At 42.6% G+C, this 15,846-nt stretch carries 15 protein-coding genes and 1 pseudogene; 5 read left to right on the top strand and 11 right to left on the bottom strand.

The features are described from left to right. Positions 1 to 691 precede the first annotated feature (691 nt). Complete coding sequence (locus AABM38_RS03100) at positions 692 to 1,834, top strand: PP2C family protein-serine/threonine phosphatase (protein WP_423409083.1); 1,143 nt, start codon at positions 692 to 694, stop codon at positions 1,832 to 1,834. Positions 1,835 to 1,883: 49 nt separating this feature from the next. On the opposite strand, the gene AABM38_RS03095 is transcribed toward AABM38_RS03100, so the two are convergent. Together AABM38_RS03095 and AABM38_RS03090 are read right to left on the bottom strand one after the other, a co-directional pair. Next, positions 1,884 to 2,714: a CheR family methyltransferase gene (locus AABM38_RS03095; protein WP_423409082.1), complete on the bottom strand. Its 831-nt coding sequence runs from the start codon at positions 2,712 to 2,714 to the stop codon at positions 1,884 to 1,886. 27 nt (positions 2,715 to 2,741) lie between these two features. Continuing rightward, positions 2,742 to 5,582, bottom strand: a complete 2,841-nt coding sequence (locus tag AABM38_RS03090; protein ID WP_423409081.1) for an ATP-binding protein — start codon at positions 5,580 to 5,582, stop codon at positions 2,742 to 2,744. 382 nt (positions 5,583 to 5,964) lie between these two features. Here AABM38_RS03090 and AABM38_RS03085 point away from each other — a divergent pair, with 382 nt between their 5' ends. Together AABM38_RS03085 and AABM38_RS03080 are read left to right on the top strand one after the other, a co-directional pair. Continuing rightward, positions 5,965 to 6,972: a DUF3231 family protein gene (locus tag AABM38_RS03085; protein ID WP_423409080.1), complete on the top strand. Its 1,008-nt coding sequence runs from the start codon at positions 5,965 to 5,967 to the stop codon at positions 6,970 to 6,972. Positions 6,973 to 7,118: 146 nt separating this feature from the next. Continuing rightward, entirely contained in the window at positions 7,119 to 7,565 is a 447-nt protein-coding gene (locus AABM38_RS03080) for a CBO0543 family protein (protein WP_423409079.1), read from the top strand. A 182-nt stretch (positions 7,566 to 7,747) separates the two neighbouring features. Here the strand turns inward: AABM38_RS03080 and AABM38_RS03075 are convergent, their stop codons facing one another. Continuing rightward, complete coding sequence (locus tag AABM38_RS03075; protein ID WP_423409078.1) at positions 7,748 to 8,281, bottom strand: helicase; 534 nt, start codon at positions 8,279 to 8,281, stop codon at positions 7,748 to 7,750. A gap of 190 nt (positions 8,282 to 8,471) precedes the next feature. On the opposite strand from AABM38_RS03075, the gene AABM38_RS03070 reads away from it, so the two are divergent. Beyond that, on the top strand, positions 8,472 to 9,107 hold the full coding sequence (locus tag AABM38_RS03070) for a LysE family translocator (RefSeq protein ID WP_423409077.1): 636 nt from the start codon (positions 8,472 to 8,474) through the stop codon (positions 9,105 to 9,107). A gap of 169 nt (positions 9,108 to 9,276) precedes the next feature. Here the strand turns inward: AABM38_RS03070 and AABM38_RS03065 are convergent, their stop codons facing one another. The 7 genes from AABM38_RS03065 to AABM38_RS03035 all read right to left on the bottom strand — a co-directional run bounded on the left by AABM38_RS03065 (position 9,277) and on the right by AABM38_RS03035 (position 12,821). Then, the gene (locus AABM38_RS03065) at positions 9,277 to 9,456 is read right to left on the bottom strand and encodes a hypothetical protein (RefSeq protein ID WP_423409076.1); all 180 of its coding nucleotides are present in this window, start codon (positions 9,454 to 9,456) and stop codon (positions 9,277 to 9,279) included. Positions 9,457 to 9,592: 136 nt separating this feature from the next. After that, complete coding sequence (gene yiaA / locus AABM38_RS03060; protein WP_423409075.1) at positions 9,593 to 10,057, bottom strand: inner membrane protein YiaA; 465 nt, start codon at positions 10,055 to 10,057, stop codon at positions 9,593 to 9,595. Positions 10,058 to 10,253: 196 nt separating this feature from the next. Next, positions 10,254 to 11,048, bottom strand: coding sequence for a DUF817 domain-containing protein (locus tag AABM38_RS03055; protein ID WP_423410633.1), 795 nt, complete (start codon positions 11,046 to 11,048; stop codon positions 10,254 to 10,256). A 57-nt stretch (positions 11,049 to 11,105) separates the two neighbouring features. Then, positions 11,106 to 11,315 (bottom strand): helix-turn-helix domain-containing protein, encoded by a 210-nt coding sequence (locus tag AABM38_RS03050; RefSeq protein WP_423409074.1) that lies wholly within the window; start codon positions 11,313 to 11,315, stop codon positions 11,106 to 11,108. 10 nt (positions 11,316 to 11,325) lie between these two features. Next, on the bottom strand, positions 11,326 to 11,805 hold the full coding sequence (locus tag AABM38_RS03045; protein ID WP_423409073.1) for a DUF2975 domain-containing protein: 480 nt from the start codon (positions 11,803 to 11,805) through the stop codon (positions 11,326 to 11,328). A gap of 150 nt (positions 11,806 to 11,955) precedes the next feature. Next, positions 11,956 to 12,468, bottom strand: a complete 513-nt coding sequence (locus tag AABM38_RS03040) for a GreA/GreB family elongation factor (protein ID WP_423409072.1) — start codon at positions 12,466 to 12,468, stop codon at positions 11,956 to 11,958. Positions 12,469 to 12,611: 143 nt separating this feature from the next. After that, on the bottom strand, positions 12,612 to 12,821 hold the full coding sequence (locus AABM38_RS03035; RefSeq protein ID WP_335378121.1) for a hypothetical protein: 210 nt from the start codon (positions 12,819 to 12,821) through the stop codon (positions 12,612 to 12,614). Positions 12,822 to 13,096: 275 nt separating this feature from the next. On the opposite strand from AABM38_RS03035, the pseudogene AABM38_RS03030 reads away from it, so the two are divergent. Beyond that, positions 13,097 to 14,835, top strand: a pseudogene (locus tag AABM38_RS03030) (ABC transporter ATP-binding protein). Positions 14,836 to 15,136: 301 nt separating this feature from the next. Here the strand turns inward: AABM38_RS03030 and AABM38_RS03025 are convergent. Next, positions 15,137 to 15,664 (bottom strand): YhcN/YlaJ family sporulation lipoprotein, encoded by a 528-nt coding sequence (locus AABM38_RS03025; RefSeq protein WP_423409071.1) that lies wholly within the window; start codon positions 15,662 to 15,664, stop codon positions 15,137 to 15,139. Positions 15,665 to 15,846 lie beyond the last annotated feature (182 nt).

The raw sequence follows: 15,846 nt of genomic DNA, 5'->3' as shown, positions 1-15,846 counted from the left end.
TTCCGCTCTGCATTGTTCCAATGGCCCTTATTGGAACAATGATCTGAGGCTTTTCCGCTCTGCACTGTTCCAATGACCCTTATTGGAACAATAGCCTGAGACTTTTCCGCTCTTCACTGTTCCAATGAACCCTATTGGAACAATGGTCTGACGCTTTTCCGCTCTACACTATTCCAATGAACCTTATTGGAACAATGGTCTGATGCTTTTCCGCTCTTCACTGTTCCAATGGCCCTTATTGGAACAATGGTCTGATGCTTTTCCGCTCTTCACTGTTCCAATGGCCCTTATTGGAACAATGATCTGAGGCTTTTCCGCTCTGCACTGTTCCAATGGCCCTTATTGGAACAATAGCCTGAGGCTTTTCCGCTCTGCACTGTTCCAATGAACCCTATTGGAACAATGGTCTGACGCTTTTCCGCTCTGCACTGTTCCAATGAACCTTATTGGAACAATGGTCTAATGCTTTTCCGTTCTCCACCGATCCAATGAATCTATTGGAACAACGGTCTAACAATTCCTCCCCTCGTTACCGGTCCAACAACCCTTAAACAAGAACACAAGAACCGTCCCCACGTTCACCCGCCATGTTTCTTGTAAAAAAAGGTTTAAGCCAATTTCTTGTAGGGTATATAAATATGTTATTTAATTTAAGTGAGTAGTTGAATTAGAGATAGAGGGGTATTACATAATGGGGATTTTGATTGTTGATGACAATGAAGCAAATTTATTTGTGATTGAAAAACTTTTGAATAGGGCTGGCTATACAGACCTTCTTTCATTTACTTCAGCACATGATCTGTTTGGGTACCTGGAATCGGACAATCCTTACATCGTCGCAGAGCAGGTCGATGTTATTCTGATGGACATCATGATGCCTGAGGTGGACGGAATCGATGCATGCAGGCGGCTTCAGCAAATTCCCCATATAAAGGACATCCCTGTCATATTTGTTACGGCTTTGGAGGATTCTGCCAAGGTCGTTGAAGCACTTGATGCTGGCGGGATGGATTATTTGATGAAGCCGATCAATAAAACCGAGCTGCTGGCGCGAATCAGGGTGGCTCTAAGGCTGAAATATGAAAAAGACTGGCATAAGAAGCAGGAAGAGAAAATCGTCAATGAGCTAGAGCTTTCGATGCAAGTGCAGACAAGCTTGCTTAGTGAACCGGTATATAAGGACAATCTGCTGATCAAGGCCTCCTACCTTCCGGCTTTCAAGCTTGCAGGGGATCTCTATTATTGGCATAAAATTGATGAAGACCGTTATGCGGCGATCCAGCTGGACATGATGGGACACGGGATATCTTCTTCACTTGTCTGCATGTTCATCTCCTCAGTACTTCGTGACGCGATCCGTTCGAATCCGGATCCGGAATATGTAATTGGGGAACTGAACAGATGGATGAACTCCCTGAATCAGCACAATCAAAAAATACCATATTATTTCACAGCGATTTATATCATGCTGGATACCTCCCAGCGAAAAATCGAGTACATAAACGCCGGGCACCCTACCGGACATGCCTTAATCGATGGCAGCCATGTTGTCGATCTGAAAAGCAACACATGCGCGGTCGGCTTTTTCCCGGACATCCAAACAGACAAAAAGACGATTACTTATTCCCAATCTCTTCAGCTCCTCATCTGTACGGACGGCGTCCATGAAGCGATTGATAAATACGAACAGACCGGCACAGAATTTTTAAAAAGCATTTCTCATACGCTATTAGAATGTGGAAAAGACGCCGAACCGCTCGATTTAATCCTGACACCTGAGCAAAAAGAAGCAGGAACAGACGATATGTGCATCGTGCTGATCCAGGCGACTTAATCTTGTAGATTCAAGCGACTTAAACATATGAATTAAAAAAGCAGAAATCCTAAACAACAGGATTTCTGCTTTTTTTTCGGTAAATCTTTTCTTTTGTATTGAATGCTTCCAGGAAGCCCTGATCCGTGCGGGCCGATTCCTTTGTGCCGAGACCGAGGAAACCGCCATCGCTTAGACTTGCATCGAACAGGCGAAACACTTGCTGCTGCAGCTGCTGATTAAAGTAAATCAGGACATTGCGGCAAATGATGAGATGGAACTCATTGAGAGAACCATCGGTCACTAAATTATGCTGAGCAAACACCATATTTTTCTTCAGCGAATCATTCAAATGGGCGGCTTGACTATCAGCACTATAATACTCAGAGAAAGATTTCTTCCCACCTGCAGAAATATAGTTTTTCGTATATGACTGCATTTTGTTGAGCGGCATCGTCCCTGTCTGTGCTTTTTTCAGGACGGTTTCATTCATATCCGTCGCATAAATCTTCGTCCGGTCGGCCAGCCCCTCTTCCTCGATTAAAATCGCCATCGAGTACACTTCCTCGCCAGTCGAGCACCCAGCATGCCAGATGCGGATTTCCGGAAGGGCCTTTAACAGCGGGATCACTTCTTCACGCAGCGCTTTAAAAAAGTCCGGGTCCCTGAACATCTCGGTTACATTGATGGAAAAATCCTTCAGGATATCCGACAGGACCCTTTCATCATGGATAATCTTCTCCGTAAGGCTTGTGATGCTTGTCAGTTTTTCCACATTCATCCGGGATTGGACTCTTCTCATGATCGAAGAGCGCATATAATTCCGGAAATCATAGCCTGACAGACGGTAGATGGCGAGCAAAAGCAATTCGAGCTCTAAGTCTTCCTTATTCAACTTCATCCCTCTTCCATTCTGATCCAGCATGTCCTATGACAGCCAAACCCGCATCGCCGAAAGCAGCTGGTCGAGCTTCATTGGCTTGCTGATATAATCATTGGCGCCAGCGTCGAGGCATTTATCACGGTCACCTTTCATCGCCTTCGCTGTCAGCGCGATGATCGGCGTCTCGCTATTTTCTTCCATCGTCCTGATCTTCCTGATCGTTTCATAACCATCCATGATTGGCATCATAATGTCCATTAAAATGATGTCGACCTGATCGAGTTCGTTCATCTTTTCAAGGCATTGGACTCCATTTTCTGCCGTGATGACGTTCATGCCTTCCTTTTGCAGGGCATTTTTCAAGGTAAAAATGTTGCGGTGATCGTCGTCTGTTACGATGACCGTTTTACCAGTAAGGACCGTCGTTTTTCCAGCCGGTGCAGGGTCCGCAGATTCTCCCGCATTCGCTGCATTTCCAGCATTCAATCCTTGTTCTTCCGCCATCGGCACTTCTGGTAAAATCGGTTCATACCCAGCTGCCACTTCGGATTGTTCCATAGCTGCAGCCACCTGGTTGTGCACCTCGAACTCGTTCATCGAAGGATAGCCCTGCGGCAGGTTCGGGATGATCACTGTAAACGTACTTCCCTTGCCTTCCTGGCTTTCCACCTTACACAAACCACCCAGCAGCTGGGAGAACTCTCTGGAGATGGACAGACCCAAGCCGGTGCCACCATACTTCCTCATGATCGCGCCATCCACTTGCTGGAAGGCTTCGAAGATCATTTGCTGCTTCTCTCTTGGAATGCCGATGCCTGAATCGGTCACGGAAAACTTCACCCATGTATCGGAATGGCCGGCTAACGGACAGCCCATTGTTTCACGTTCATCCGCCTTCTCAATTCTAATCGATACGGAGCCTTTGTCCGTGAATTTGAACGCGTTGGACAGCAGATTCTTCACTACCTGCTGCAGACGCTGTTCATCTGTATAAATGATCGGCGTGATATTGTCAGACACGCTGACGTAAAAATCAATATTCTTATTCTTTGCCACCTGCGTGAATTGACGTTCCAGACGGTCCGCGAATTCAGTCAGGAATACCTCTTCAAAATTGACTTCGAGCTTCCCCGCCTCCACCTTGGATAGGTCGAGGATATCATTGATCAGATTCAACAAATCCTGCCCTGACGAATGGATGACTCTCGAGAACTCCTTCTGTTCTTCCGACAGCGCATGCTCCTGGTCGTCGAGCATCATTTCTGACAGCAGCAAAATACTGTTCAGCGGCGTCCGGAGTTCATGAGACATATTCGCGAGGAACTCCGATTTGTACGTAGAGCTTTGTTGAAGCTCCATCGCCTTCTGTTCGAGATCTTCCTTAGCAGCCTGAAGCTCTTCTGACTTCAGCTCTGCATCGCGAGAACGTTCCTCGAGCTGCTCGTTCATCATCCGCAGCTCTTCTGTCTGCATTTGCAATTCTTCTGATTGCGCCTGCAGTTCCTCAGATTGCGACTGAAGCTCCTCTGACTGGGCCTGAAGCTCTTCTGTCTGAGCCTGGGATTCAAGCAGCAGACGTTCGACTTCCATCCGACCAATAATATTCGTGATTCCGATCCCTAGTGTTTCAAGGACATTCTCAAGCAGCTTTTGGCTGCCTGTGCTGAACATGTTAAAGCTTCCGATTTCTACTACTGCAATGACTTCATCCTTCATCATGACCGGCGCCATAATGATGCTTTTCGGTGCAGCCTCTCCAAGTCCTGTGGAAATCACTCTGAAATCAGCCGGTACTTCATCAAGTAGGATGGTTCTTTTTTCCGAAGCACACTGGCCTGCGAGACCTTCACCCACTGCAAAATAATCTCTTCCTGCCGTTCCTTGATGATCCGCATAAACCGCTGCTTTTTTAAAAAGAGGCTTGCCTTCCGATTCATCCTTCAGGTAAAAGGCTCCCAAATTACCGCCCATTAGAGGGGTCAGCTTCTTAATGAAATTCTCGGCAAGGGATGAAACATTCACATGCCTGCTGTAGAGCTTCACGATGTCAGCCGAATTGGATTCAATCCAGTTCTGCTCCATGATTTCCTCATTGTATTTCTGTTCCTTAACCGTAAGGTCCTCGATCGAAGTTGCCATCGCATTATAGACTCTGGCAATCTCTCCGAACTCACCCTTGACTCCGTCGTCCATTCTAGGAATGTCGGATAAATCATCGTAATCGACATTTTTTATCGCATCCGTAAAGGAATTGATCGTTCCAACCGTACTCCTGATCACCCAAAGCATGACGCCTGCGATCAGGATAATCGCCAATACAATTAAGCCAATCAGCGCTTTTACTAAATTGTTATATGTGCCAGTTGATTCAGCCAATGCATCTTGCATAAGCGATTCCTGGAATTCCTTGAATTCATCAATCTTGCTGAACAATAAATCCCTGTTAGCCATTTCATCTCGATAAATCTCCTGCAATTCATCAGGACTCGCGCCATTCTCCAGCCTGTTATAAATTTCGCGCTCCATGGCTGTATATTCTTTATATGTTTCCTTCACTTCAGAAATCAGGACTTTGGATTTATCCTTGTTCAGAAGGGCCTCCACCTCGATTAAACGCTGGCCTATATCTACCCCACTTGAAGCATCCTTCTTGAACTCAGCCTCTTCCTGATCATTCGTGATGATACGAACAAGATCCCGATCCTTCTGGTAAAGCTGCTGTCGAATATCCGTGACCTCACTCACCTTAAAATACCGGTCTTGCACAATCTCAAGCATATTCTCCCGGATCGAATTCATCATCACAAGAATCGTAAACAACAAGAGGAACAAAAAGAACACCGTCAGCCCCAAACCGACATACTGCTTCCTTTTAAAACCCATCATCTCTCCCGCTTTCCTGCCAAATAAGTAACTACTAACCTATCAATCAAATATACCAAAAACCCCTCTCATAAGCTATTTTCAGCTATTTCCAGAAGCAGGGGGAAACCACAGAAGCTGGGGGACGTACCCAATGCTTCTCATTTTAGCGGGTCACACGGTCGGGTAAGGATGGTACTCATGAATCGTCTGTTTTTCTCCTTTTGGTAACTTGGGATCCGCACGACGGAACAAAGGGACGTACCCTTTGCTCCTTTTGATGACTGTGGTTCAGCAAAATGACATTAAATCCTTTTAGTAAACAGAAGCATTAGATACGTCCCCATAATAAAAATACAAAAATGTGGAAAGCTAATATACAGATTAGAATAAGTAGGTGTATTGCATGGAAAATAAGTCAAAGATCCGCCTCACTTCTGCTGAGATTTCAGTGTTATGGACTCAATTCATCAACGATACTGTTTCAATATGCATGATTCAGCATTTTTTAGAAAAGGTAGAGGATGAGGAAGTTCGTCCGATTCTCGAATTTGCACTGAATGCTTCCAAAAAGAATATTAGTTTCTTAACGGAATTTTTCAAAATGGAAAAATTCCCTGTACCAGTTGGGTTTACTGAACAGGATGTTCATTCAGATGCTCCAAAATTATTCTCAGACACTTTTGTTTTAATGTACTTAAGAAACATGTCAGTCCTTGGTATGGCTGCTGGCAGTGTATCTTTAGGTTTTGTAACGAGACCAGATGTTGTGGACTTTTTTAAAAACGTCAGTCAAACAGCAATTGGTTTACAGGACTTAACAAGAAGTTTGATGTTAAAGCAAGGTACATATATAAAGTCTCCATATGTAACGCTTCCGGATAAAGTGGATTTTGTTCAAAGACAGAAATTTTTAGCTGGATTGTTAGGAGATGTAAGACCCTTAACCGTTCATGAGATTACCATGCTGTTCAACAATATCCAAACAAACGCAATTGGAAAGACAATCATCATCGGATTTGCTCAAACCGCGCAAAAGAAAGAAGTCAAACAATATCTGATGCGCGGCAAACAAATCGCTCAAAAACATATTGATTTATTCAGCGATAAATTAAAAAAAGAAGATCTCCCAGCTCCAATGATTTGGGATTCCGCTCTATCTGACTCAACTGAACCTATTTTTTCAGATAAGTTAATGATGTTTCATGTTGCCTCAATGAACGCTGCTGGAATTGGAAACTATGGTACGTCGATGGCTGGGAGCCCGAGAAGAGATCTTGCCCTGCTTTATGCTTCATTAATCCCTGAAGTCGCATTATACGCGGAAGACGGTGCCAACATCATGATCAAAAACTCCTGGATGGAGGAACCTCCTCAAACCGACGACCGAAATCAATTAATAAAGGGAGATTAATCGGGCTCCCTCTCAATCTCGAATATTCAGTCTGCGAAAAAGGATGAACTGGATATTAATTGATTGGTACGATGCATTGAAAGTGTCATAAGTGAAATTTGATTTGGAATAATAACGATATAACTGGGTGAACATCGAGGTGTTACATGCGACTTATCATGTGGTTGATATGGGGATTAGCAGCTTGGAAATGGGGCGACTGGAGAAATTGGAAGAAATACCAGGCCACCATTCTGTATATGATGTACTTTAGTGCGGTTTACGAGATATTATGTTACAACTTTCCTATATGGAGATTTGAATACGACCGGTCGGTTCCCTTTCTGGTCAACCATCCACTGACTCCCATTGCTATAAGTTTAATTCTCTATCCATCCATTATTTTAATTTTCCTTGGAAGATACCCAAATGGCTCTTGGAAAAAAAAGTTAGGCTGGCAAATCCTATTTGTTTTTCTATTTTCTCTATCCGAATTCATCATATTTAAATCCGGTAAAATAACCTATCATAATGGGTGGATTTCGGATGGAGCATCATCTTTAATATTAACACCTTCTTCATGCTCAACCTTCACTACAAACGGCCATTATTAACCTGGATACTCTCTCTATTTTTTGTATTCTTTTACGTTTATATGTTTAAAGTCCCATTGGATTAACAGGGAGCAAGGGGAAGTACCCTTTGCTTCTTTTGATGACTGGTGTTCAGCACTAAAATAGTGAGATCCGGTGAAAGATTCCTTTTTAATAAACTGAAGCATCAGGTACGTCCTCTACTATTCAGGTCTCCTTGTTTTACAAAAAATAAAATGATCACCAGGATTCCAAACGTGCAGATGATCAGCACGGTATCCTCGCAGCCACAACTCTCCGTTTATTCGTCTAAGATAAAATCCTTTTGGAAAATCATCGTCTTCCGTTAGGATTTCTGATGCTATTGTGATGGAGCCTGACGGAGCTTTCTGTCGCTGTAAAGGATGCCTCGAATAACATTCAGGCTGATCCAGGTACTGCATTCTTAGGTGGGGTCCCAGCTCAAGAGGACACAATTCCAAGCCAAGTTCGCTCGCTTTTTTAAAGATTTGAGCCATAACAGCTCCATCTGGAAATCCCAGTGCCTCAACGGTTAGTTCAACCGTCTGAAGGCTGTACTTTGTTTCAGAAGTCGTAAATTTATCATCAGCTAATAGCCTCTCTCCATACTCGTTTATCAAGATAGAGCATTGTTGCAATTTCTGGATAAGCTGCGATTTCGTAAGTCCGCCAACCTCTACTGTTCTGAGAACAACAGGACAATCTGGATCAAGCAATCGAATTTCCTCCTAACATGGAGCAAAGGGACGTACCCTTTGCTTCTATTGATGACGGGTGTGCACAAAGTATATGGAGATTCGGTGAAAGATCCAATAAATAAATAGAAGCATCAGATACGTCCCCATACATATTGATTTCTGAATACTCAATACATTAAGATAAATAATTAAAGAGAGGGGAGATAAAATGTTTGGAATTATTAACTTTGAAGTGTTTTTAATTGCCGCAATCCTGCTGAACTTAACTCCTGGTACAGATACGATGTACATCGTGAGCAGAAGTATTGCTCAAGGCAGGACGGCAGGAATTTATTCCGCCCTTGGCATTTCAGCGGGAATCGTGGTTCATACGTTTCTGGCCGCATTTGGGTTATCGGTCATTTTGATGCAATCGGCGTTTTTATTTAATTTAATCAAGATTGCAGGTGCCATCTATCTTGCTTACTTAGGCATAAGGATGATCCTTACAAAAAATGAAGCAAAAGAACAGCAATCATTGCCAAAGCAAAGCAATAAAAAGATTTTCTTGCAAGGTATGATCACGAATGTGACGAATCCAAAGGTTGCTTTGTTTTTCTTAGCCTTTCTTCCCCAATTCATTCACACTCAATCAGGTGTTTCTACTCCCACACCTTTTATCATTTTAGGACTTACCTTCACCTTAACAGGAGGGATATGGTGTTTTATCACTGCTTATTTCTCTTCCATGGCAACTAGCAGGTTAAGGGGTAATTCCAAGGTTTCGACTGTTTTAAATAGATTAACAGGAATCGTTTTTATCGCAATGGGAATAAAATTACTACAGACAAAACAAGCATCCTGAGAGCATTGGAATACAATGCTCTTTTTTATATTCCGTTTGTTTAAAAGGATAGTTCCACAAAAAAGCGTAAATCCTTCCTGGATCAACGCATCCGTATTTCAGTGCTATGAATTTATCATTTCAAAAATTTTTTTAATAAAACAGAAGCACTAGAAACGTCCCCATGCTTCTAGTTCAATAAAATGAAATATTTACGCAGCTCCTCTTCATTAATCGAAATCCTTATCGACATGTCGATCGTTCGTAAAACAAAATCTTTGACGCCGATGAATTCAGATTCGGCAATCAAATAAAATTGGGTTCCCTTTTTCAATCCTTTAAAGTTTTTCCTAAGCTTATATCTCTTCATGATCGAATCTAGCTGCTCCAATACTCATAATTTAATCTGATGTATACAATCCACTATCCCATTCTTACAATATCAGTTCAACAAAAAGTGCGTTAATCCTTTGTGGATCAACGCACCCGGCAGTGTAATTTCAGTATCAATCTCTTTCTTTTGCTCTCTGTGTATCTCGAATATTCTTCTGAACCGTTATCGCGGCGAATACACTAAGGACAAATGACATCCCGTAGAATCCTTTTTCACTTAAAACAATACTTCCTGCATTATATAAACCGATTGCCATTAATGAAATCGATACAATAAGCGCAAACCAGCTAATGCCATAATATATGCTCGTAACCGGGATTCCCTCTTCCTTATCTCTGACTGCCTTTTGCAGAGATACGGCTGAATAGAGGCCAAATACTAAAACGGCAAAGTAATATCCTTTTTCGTTCAGCTCCATCGCTGCATTAAATAAACCAATCAAATAAGCAGCCACGCCTACCGTCAGCGCGGCCCAGGAAGCTCCTTTAAAAGCAGAAGTTGGCTCCCCCTCTTTCCGTTCCACTCTCACTTTCGGATTATTTCCTTTATCTAACTGGACTTCATTTTCATTAGACATGAATGTTTCTCCTCCATTTTTCTCATATAAAAAAAGACCCCACACTACAGTCTATTATATAGAAATCACTTACAAATAATAGATAATTTATTCATAATTTCCAATTTTTATTCCTGGGATCAAAGGGACGTACCCTTTGCTTCTTTTAATGACTGGAGTTAAGCACAAAAACATTAACATCAGGTGAAAGCTCCTCTTAATTTACAGAAGCATTAGAAACGTCCCCTTGCTTCTCCCGTCCCTTCACCTGCTTTAACGTGGCGACGATCAGAAAGCTGACGATTACTAATAGGAGCCATGAGCTCACTTTTCCGAGATGTACGAGGCTCCAGGCTTCGGTTTGGTTTGGGTATTGCCAAGCTCCAAAGAACGTTGCGATATTTTCGGCTATCCATATAAAAAATCCGATGAGCACAAAGGAAAGGGCGAGCGGCATTCGGTAACGAGTTCCATCAATTTCGTATGACGCCCATGATGGCCAGAAGAGGATCACGACAAGTCCAGATAACCACCAGCGAACATCCACCCAGTAATGGTGGGTGAAAAAGTTCAAATAAATTGCAGCTGCCAGTGGAACCACTGCCCAAAACGGCGGCCACTTGACCAGTTCAACCTTTAACCGCCTCCACGCCTGGCAAAGATAACTCGCTACACTTGCGTACATGAACCCGCTATACAGTGGCACTCCAAAAAATTTTGAGTATCCTTCCTCTGGGTAAGACCAGGAACCCATATGGACCTTAAAAAGTTCAAGCGTGAGGCCGATAAGGTGGAACATTGTAATCACCTTCAGTTCGTCCCGTGTTTCAAGCCCAGAACGCACCATTCCCCACTGCATCAGCAGGCAGATGATGAGCAGCCAGTCATAACGCGGCAGGAAGGGAAGTGGCATGAATCGTGTAAGAGCCAAAAAGGCAAAAATAACGACAGGAAACAAACAGGATAGGGCTTGCTCCCAGCCAAACCGTGCGAGTTGTTGCAATGGTCTCATGATTTGTGCTTCCATGGATAAATTCATGAGTAACTCCCCTTTTTGAAAAAGCTTTATTTAGTCATCACTTCGATATTCCAAAATATCTCCGGGCTGACACTCCAATGCTTTGCAAATGGCTTCCAAAGTGGAAAACCGAATCGCTTTCGCCTTCCCATTTTTCAATACAGAAAGGTTTGCCATCGTGATTCCGACCCTCTCCGAAAGTTCGGTTACGCTCATCTTCCTTTTAGCCAGCATCACATCAATGTTGATAATAATTGCCATTGTCTTCACCTCAGACCGTTAAGTCATTTTCAGATTTTATGTCGATGGCATTTTTCAATAGCTTTTGAAGAACAGCCGCAAAGACGGCAATCACCACGCTGCCAAAAATAATCACCATGCCGATCAGGATCATCCCTGGGGCATCGTCTACCTCAGCCATGAGATAGATAAGTGGCATAAATACCACAAATAAGGCACTGATGGTGATGGCACAGTATTTGATATTCTTTAACGCCATTACAGATAAGTCCGAAAACGCCTCGTTCTTGTCAATATAACTTAAAAGTCTTAAAGTCTGGTACAAAGCAGCGAAAAAAGCGATCACTGTTACATACAAACCGATTAAAAAGGGATATTGCAAGAAGTCTAGTGTTGGATTTAATTCCGCAAAAAATTCAGCGATCTCAGGTAACACAAATATGCTCAATGCAAGGACAGGAAGTCCCATAAGAAAAACGACTACCTTTAAAAAAAGTGTTTCTCGTTTCATAAAAAGCACCTCACTCATTTATTGTTCAGTTAAAATTTAACATGTTATTTATCGATTATCAATAAATAATTAATGATTATTATGATGTTTTTATCGATGTGAGTTTTTTCGCAAAAATAAAAAGCATTCTTCATAATGAAGAAATGCTTTTTAAGATTGAAATTTCCACTTTTCCACTTCGTCCCATGAACCATACATCTGCAAAACTCTGCATTTCACTTTTCCTGAAGGAACGGACAAGTTCGTTTCCTCGCCCACTTTTAAACCGATCAGCTTCATCGCAATGGGTGTGCCATAATAAAGTTTGTTTTCGTCGATATTCGATTCACCGTAGCCGACAATTTCGTATACTTCTTCTTCTGTAAAATCTGGATATTCACATGAACACTTGACGATTGATCCGATCTCGACTATTTCTGTATTTCGCTCATCGAACTGAATCACTTCAGCTGTTTTATACACATGTTGAATTTCGCGAATGCGTTCTTCTAATATTTGTTCATCCTGCTCTAATTTATGAAAATTCGGATTGGCTAACTTATCATCCCCGCAAGCATTAAAAGCAACATTTTTATCCAAACGCACTTGCTTCAATTCTTGTTCTGAATCTGCTATTTGCTGACGGATCAATTGTTCTCCATTAGGTGTGATTTTAACTGACATAGTATTCTCCTTAAATGTGATCTGCTGATTTCCACTCAATCAACAGGTACTAAAAATGATCTAGCACCTTTAACACTGACTCTATAAAAAAAGCGCCAACTTCTATTTAACAGAAATCAGCACTCCGTTTATTGAATTTAAAACTAGCGTGACGCTTTTGGCGGCTGGCAGACGTCACATTTACGCTGGTTATTATTTTTAAACTTCGTAAACGTTTTTTCAAAGTTGCTGCCACATGCACATTTAAACAATAACTTTTGAGAAAAACCGTGATACTCCGTCGATAACAGCTTGCTTTCCGAATTTTTCTCAACAAATTCATTAATTTTTTCGATTGTCCATCGTTTATTCATTCTCTAACACCTCTATAGTTAATCGCTAGGCGGAGGCTTTTTGGGCATCCGTTCAATTATTAGCAACAGCCGTAATCATCCTAAGTTCCTTATTATATCATGAGCTGGCAAACAATTAAACAAGCCGATCAGTTTACGAGTGCCAGGTCATTTCAAGTTTGAATTACTGTTCCTATATTCCTTCTATAAAAGTTGACCACAGCTGCCCTCCACATTTCAAAAATCTTCCTCATTAAGATAGACTATAACCAAGAATAGCGAATAGGAGTTTCCAAATGGAAAAATGGCAACAGCAAACGAGTTTAAAACCGTTCATAAAGCTTATTTTATCAACGAAAATCCCTAGGGGGGCTCTTTTTACAGGGATCGCAGCCAGTCTGTTCACAATGCTCACCGGTCTGACGGTGCCAATCCTGACGAAAAACCTGGTCGATGGCTTTTCGGTCGAAGCAATCAGCATGCCGCTCGTCATTGGGATTGCAGCAGCGTTCATCCTTCAGGCCATCATCAGCGGTGCCTCCATCTACCTGCTCAGTTTTGTCGGGCAAAAGGTCGTCGCGAGATTGCGCGAACGGATGTGGGCAAAGCTGATTCGCCTGCCTGTCCGCTATTTTGACAAGCAGGCGAGCGGCGAAACGGTCAGCCGGATCGTGAATGATACGAGTATCGTCAAGGAACTGATCACCACCCATTTCCCGAACTTTGCGACTGGCATCATCTCGATTATTGGCGCGATCATCATTTTACTTTTAATGGATTGGAAAATGACCCTGTTAATGCTCATTTCCGTTCCCCTTACGCTCGCGATCATGATGCCGCTTGGCAGGAGAATGGCGAAAATTTCACGCGGACTCCAGGATGAGACTGCTGTTTTTACCGGGCATATCACCCAGACCCTTGGCGAGATCCGATTGATGAAGGCGTCAACCGCGGAAAAAATCGAAGAGGAAAACGGCTATAACGGAATTGACAAGCTATTCGGCTTTGGCCTAAAGGAAGCACGGATTTTTGCGATGATCGGACCGATTATGCAGCTGATGATCATGGCTGTCATCGTGCTCATCATCGCTTATGGCGGCATGCGTGTCGTTAATGGAACGATGACGACAGGCTCCCTGATCGCCTTCCTGCTTTATTTATTCCAGATCATCATGCCGATCACATCATTTGCGATGTTCTTTACCCAGCTGCAAAAAGCGAAAGGCGCAACTGAGAGAATCATCGAGATTTTGGATCAGCCGCTGGAGGAAGGCCAGAAAGGAATTGAAATGGATATCAGCAACCTTCCGATCACGGTCGACAACGTTTCTTTTTCCTACAGTGAAGAGGAGTCTGTCATAGACGGCGTCTCTTTAGAAGCACAGCCAGGACAGATGGTGGCGCTTGTGGGCCCGAGCGGCGGCGGAAAAACGACGATGTTCGGGCTTCTTGAACGCTTTTACGAACCGACCTCAGGTGAAATCCGGATAGGAGACACACCCATCCAGCAGCTGTCTCTCACATCCTGGCGCAGCCAGATCGGCTATGTCTCACAGGAGAGCGCGATGATGGCCGGAACGATCCGTGAGAATTTATACTATGGCTTGGAAAATGCCGAAACCATCCCCGATAACGCCTTTGGGCAGTCGCAAAAATGGCTTATGCAGATCAATTTATCGAATCATTCCCAAATGGGCTTGATACGGAGGTTGGTGAACGAGGCGTCAAGCTTTCGGGCGGGCAAAGGCAGCGCATCGCGATAGCACGAGCATTTTTAAGGAATCCCAAGATCCTCATGATGGACGAAGCAACCGCAAGCCTCGACAGCCAGTCAGAGGGGATCGTCCAGGAGGCATTGACTCGATTGATGGAAGGCAGGACCACCTTTGTCATTGCCCACAGGCTATCCACAATTGTGAACGCAGATCAGATCATTTTCATTGAAAAAGGCACGGTGACCGGCATCGGCACACATCGTGTACTAACTCAAACACACGCATTGTACCGGGAATTTGCAGAGCAGCAGCTGGCTTAACTTACTACTAAGATTAAAAAAGGACTCCATGTGTTTGAACCTCAATTGTTAAAGCAACGAACAATTGACAGTTCACTTGATGGAGTCCTTTTTTTGAATATTGCCTGCTGCTGTTGTCTTTAAAATTTCTTATTGAGGCATAAGCATCCATCAGTTTAACTAGAAACTTTCACAAAGATTTTATATAGAAAAAAGCCGCTTAATAAGTAAAAAAAGGCGTGAATCCTTTTTGGATCAACGCCTCCGCTATAAAAAAGCAGCTCAGCCCCCGACCAATTTTCCCTGTAAAACAAAAATGTTATTATCTAGCTGTTGGAAAAACTCTTTTAACCATTTCACTAAATTCATCGTACAAGCCACTTACCGGTTTCCCATTTTGAATTTTATTAACGTAATCACCCATACGGTTAACAAAATCAGGATTGCTTGAAACATAGACATTATTGATACTTTTATCTGTGGATTTTACCCGATCAGAAATTTTATCTTCGATATCTTTTCTGAGTTTACCTGTTTGGTCATCGTTTAAAACAACTGCTACATAAGCAGTACTGTCTGTGACAATTACATGTGCTCTTGTTACTTCATTTAAACCCTCAACGTTGTTTTTAACTTCGTCATGAACTCGCATTTGTACTTCATCATTGTAATCTAAATTATCATTAAGAATCCTTGCTCCCTTCTTTTCACCAGGGGAGGTCAAATCGTAATTTTGAACTCTTGTATCATTGTTATCCCTAACATCCTCTCTCGCTCCATTGTTCATCGCACACCCCGTGCTTACAGCAATTGTTAATAAGATAAAAGATAAGCTTCGAATTAACTTCATGTTTGTCCCTCCTAATATTCATTTCAATTTTAGAGTAGCCAGACAATCGGTTATTATGTAAAAACTAATTACTGAAACAACGTCCTTTTTGAGATATGTGAGCATTATCTATGAAACAATGGATAATTAGGAAGAATCCGTCTTTTATAGTGATGTTAAGTCTCAAAGTAATAAAGAAACTG

Source organism: Heyndrickxia sp. MSNUG (assembly GCF_049532715.1).
In the GTDB taxonomy this organism is placed as follows: Bacteria; Bacillota; Bacilli; order Bacillales; family Cytobacillaceae; genus Mesobacillus.
This window is presented reverse-complemented; position numbering and strand designations above follow the sequence as displayed.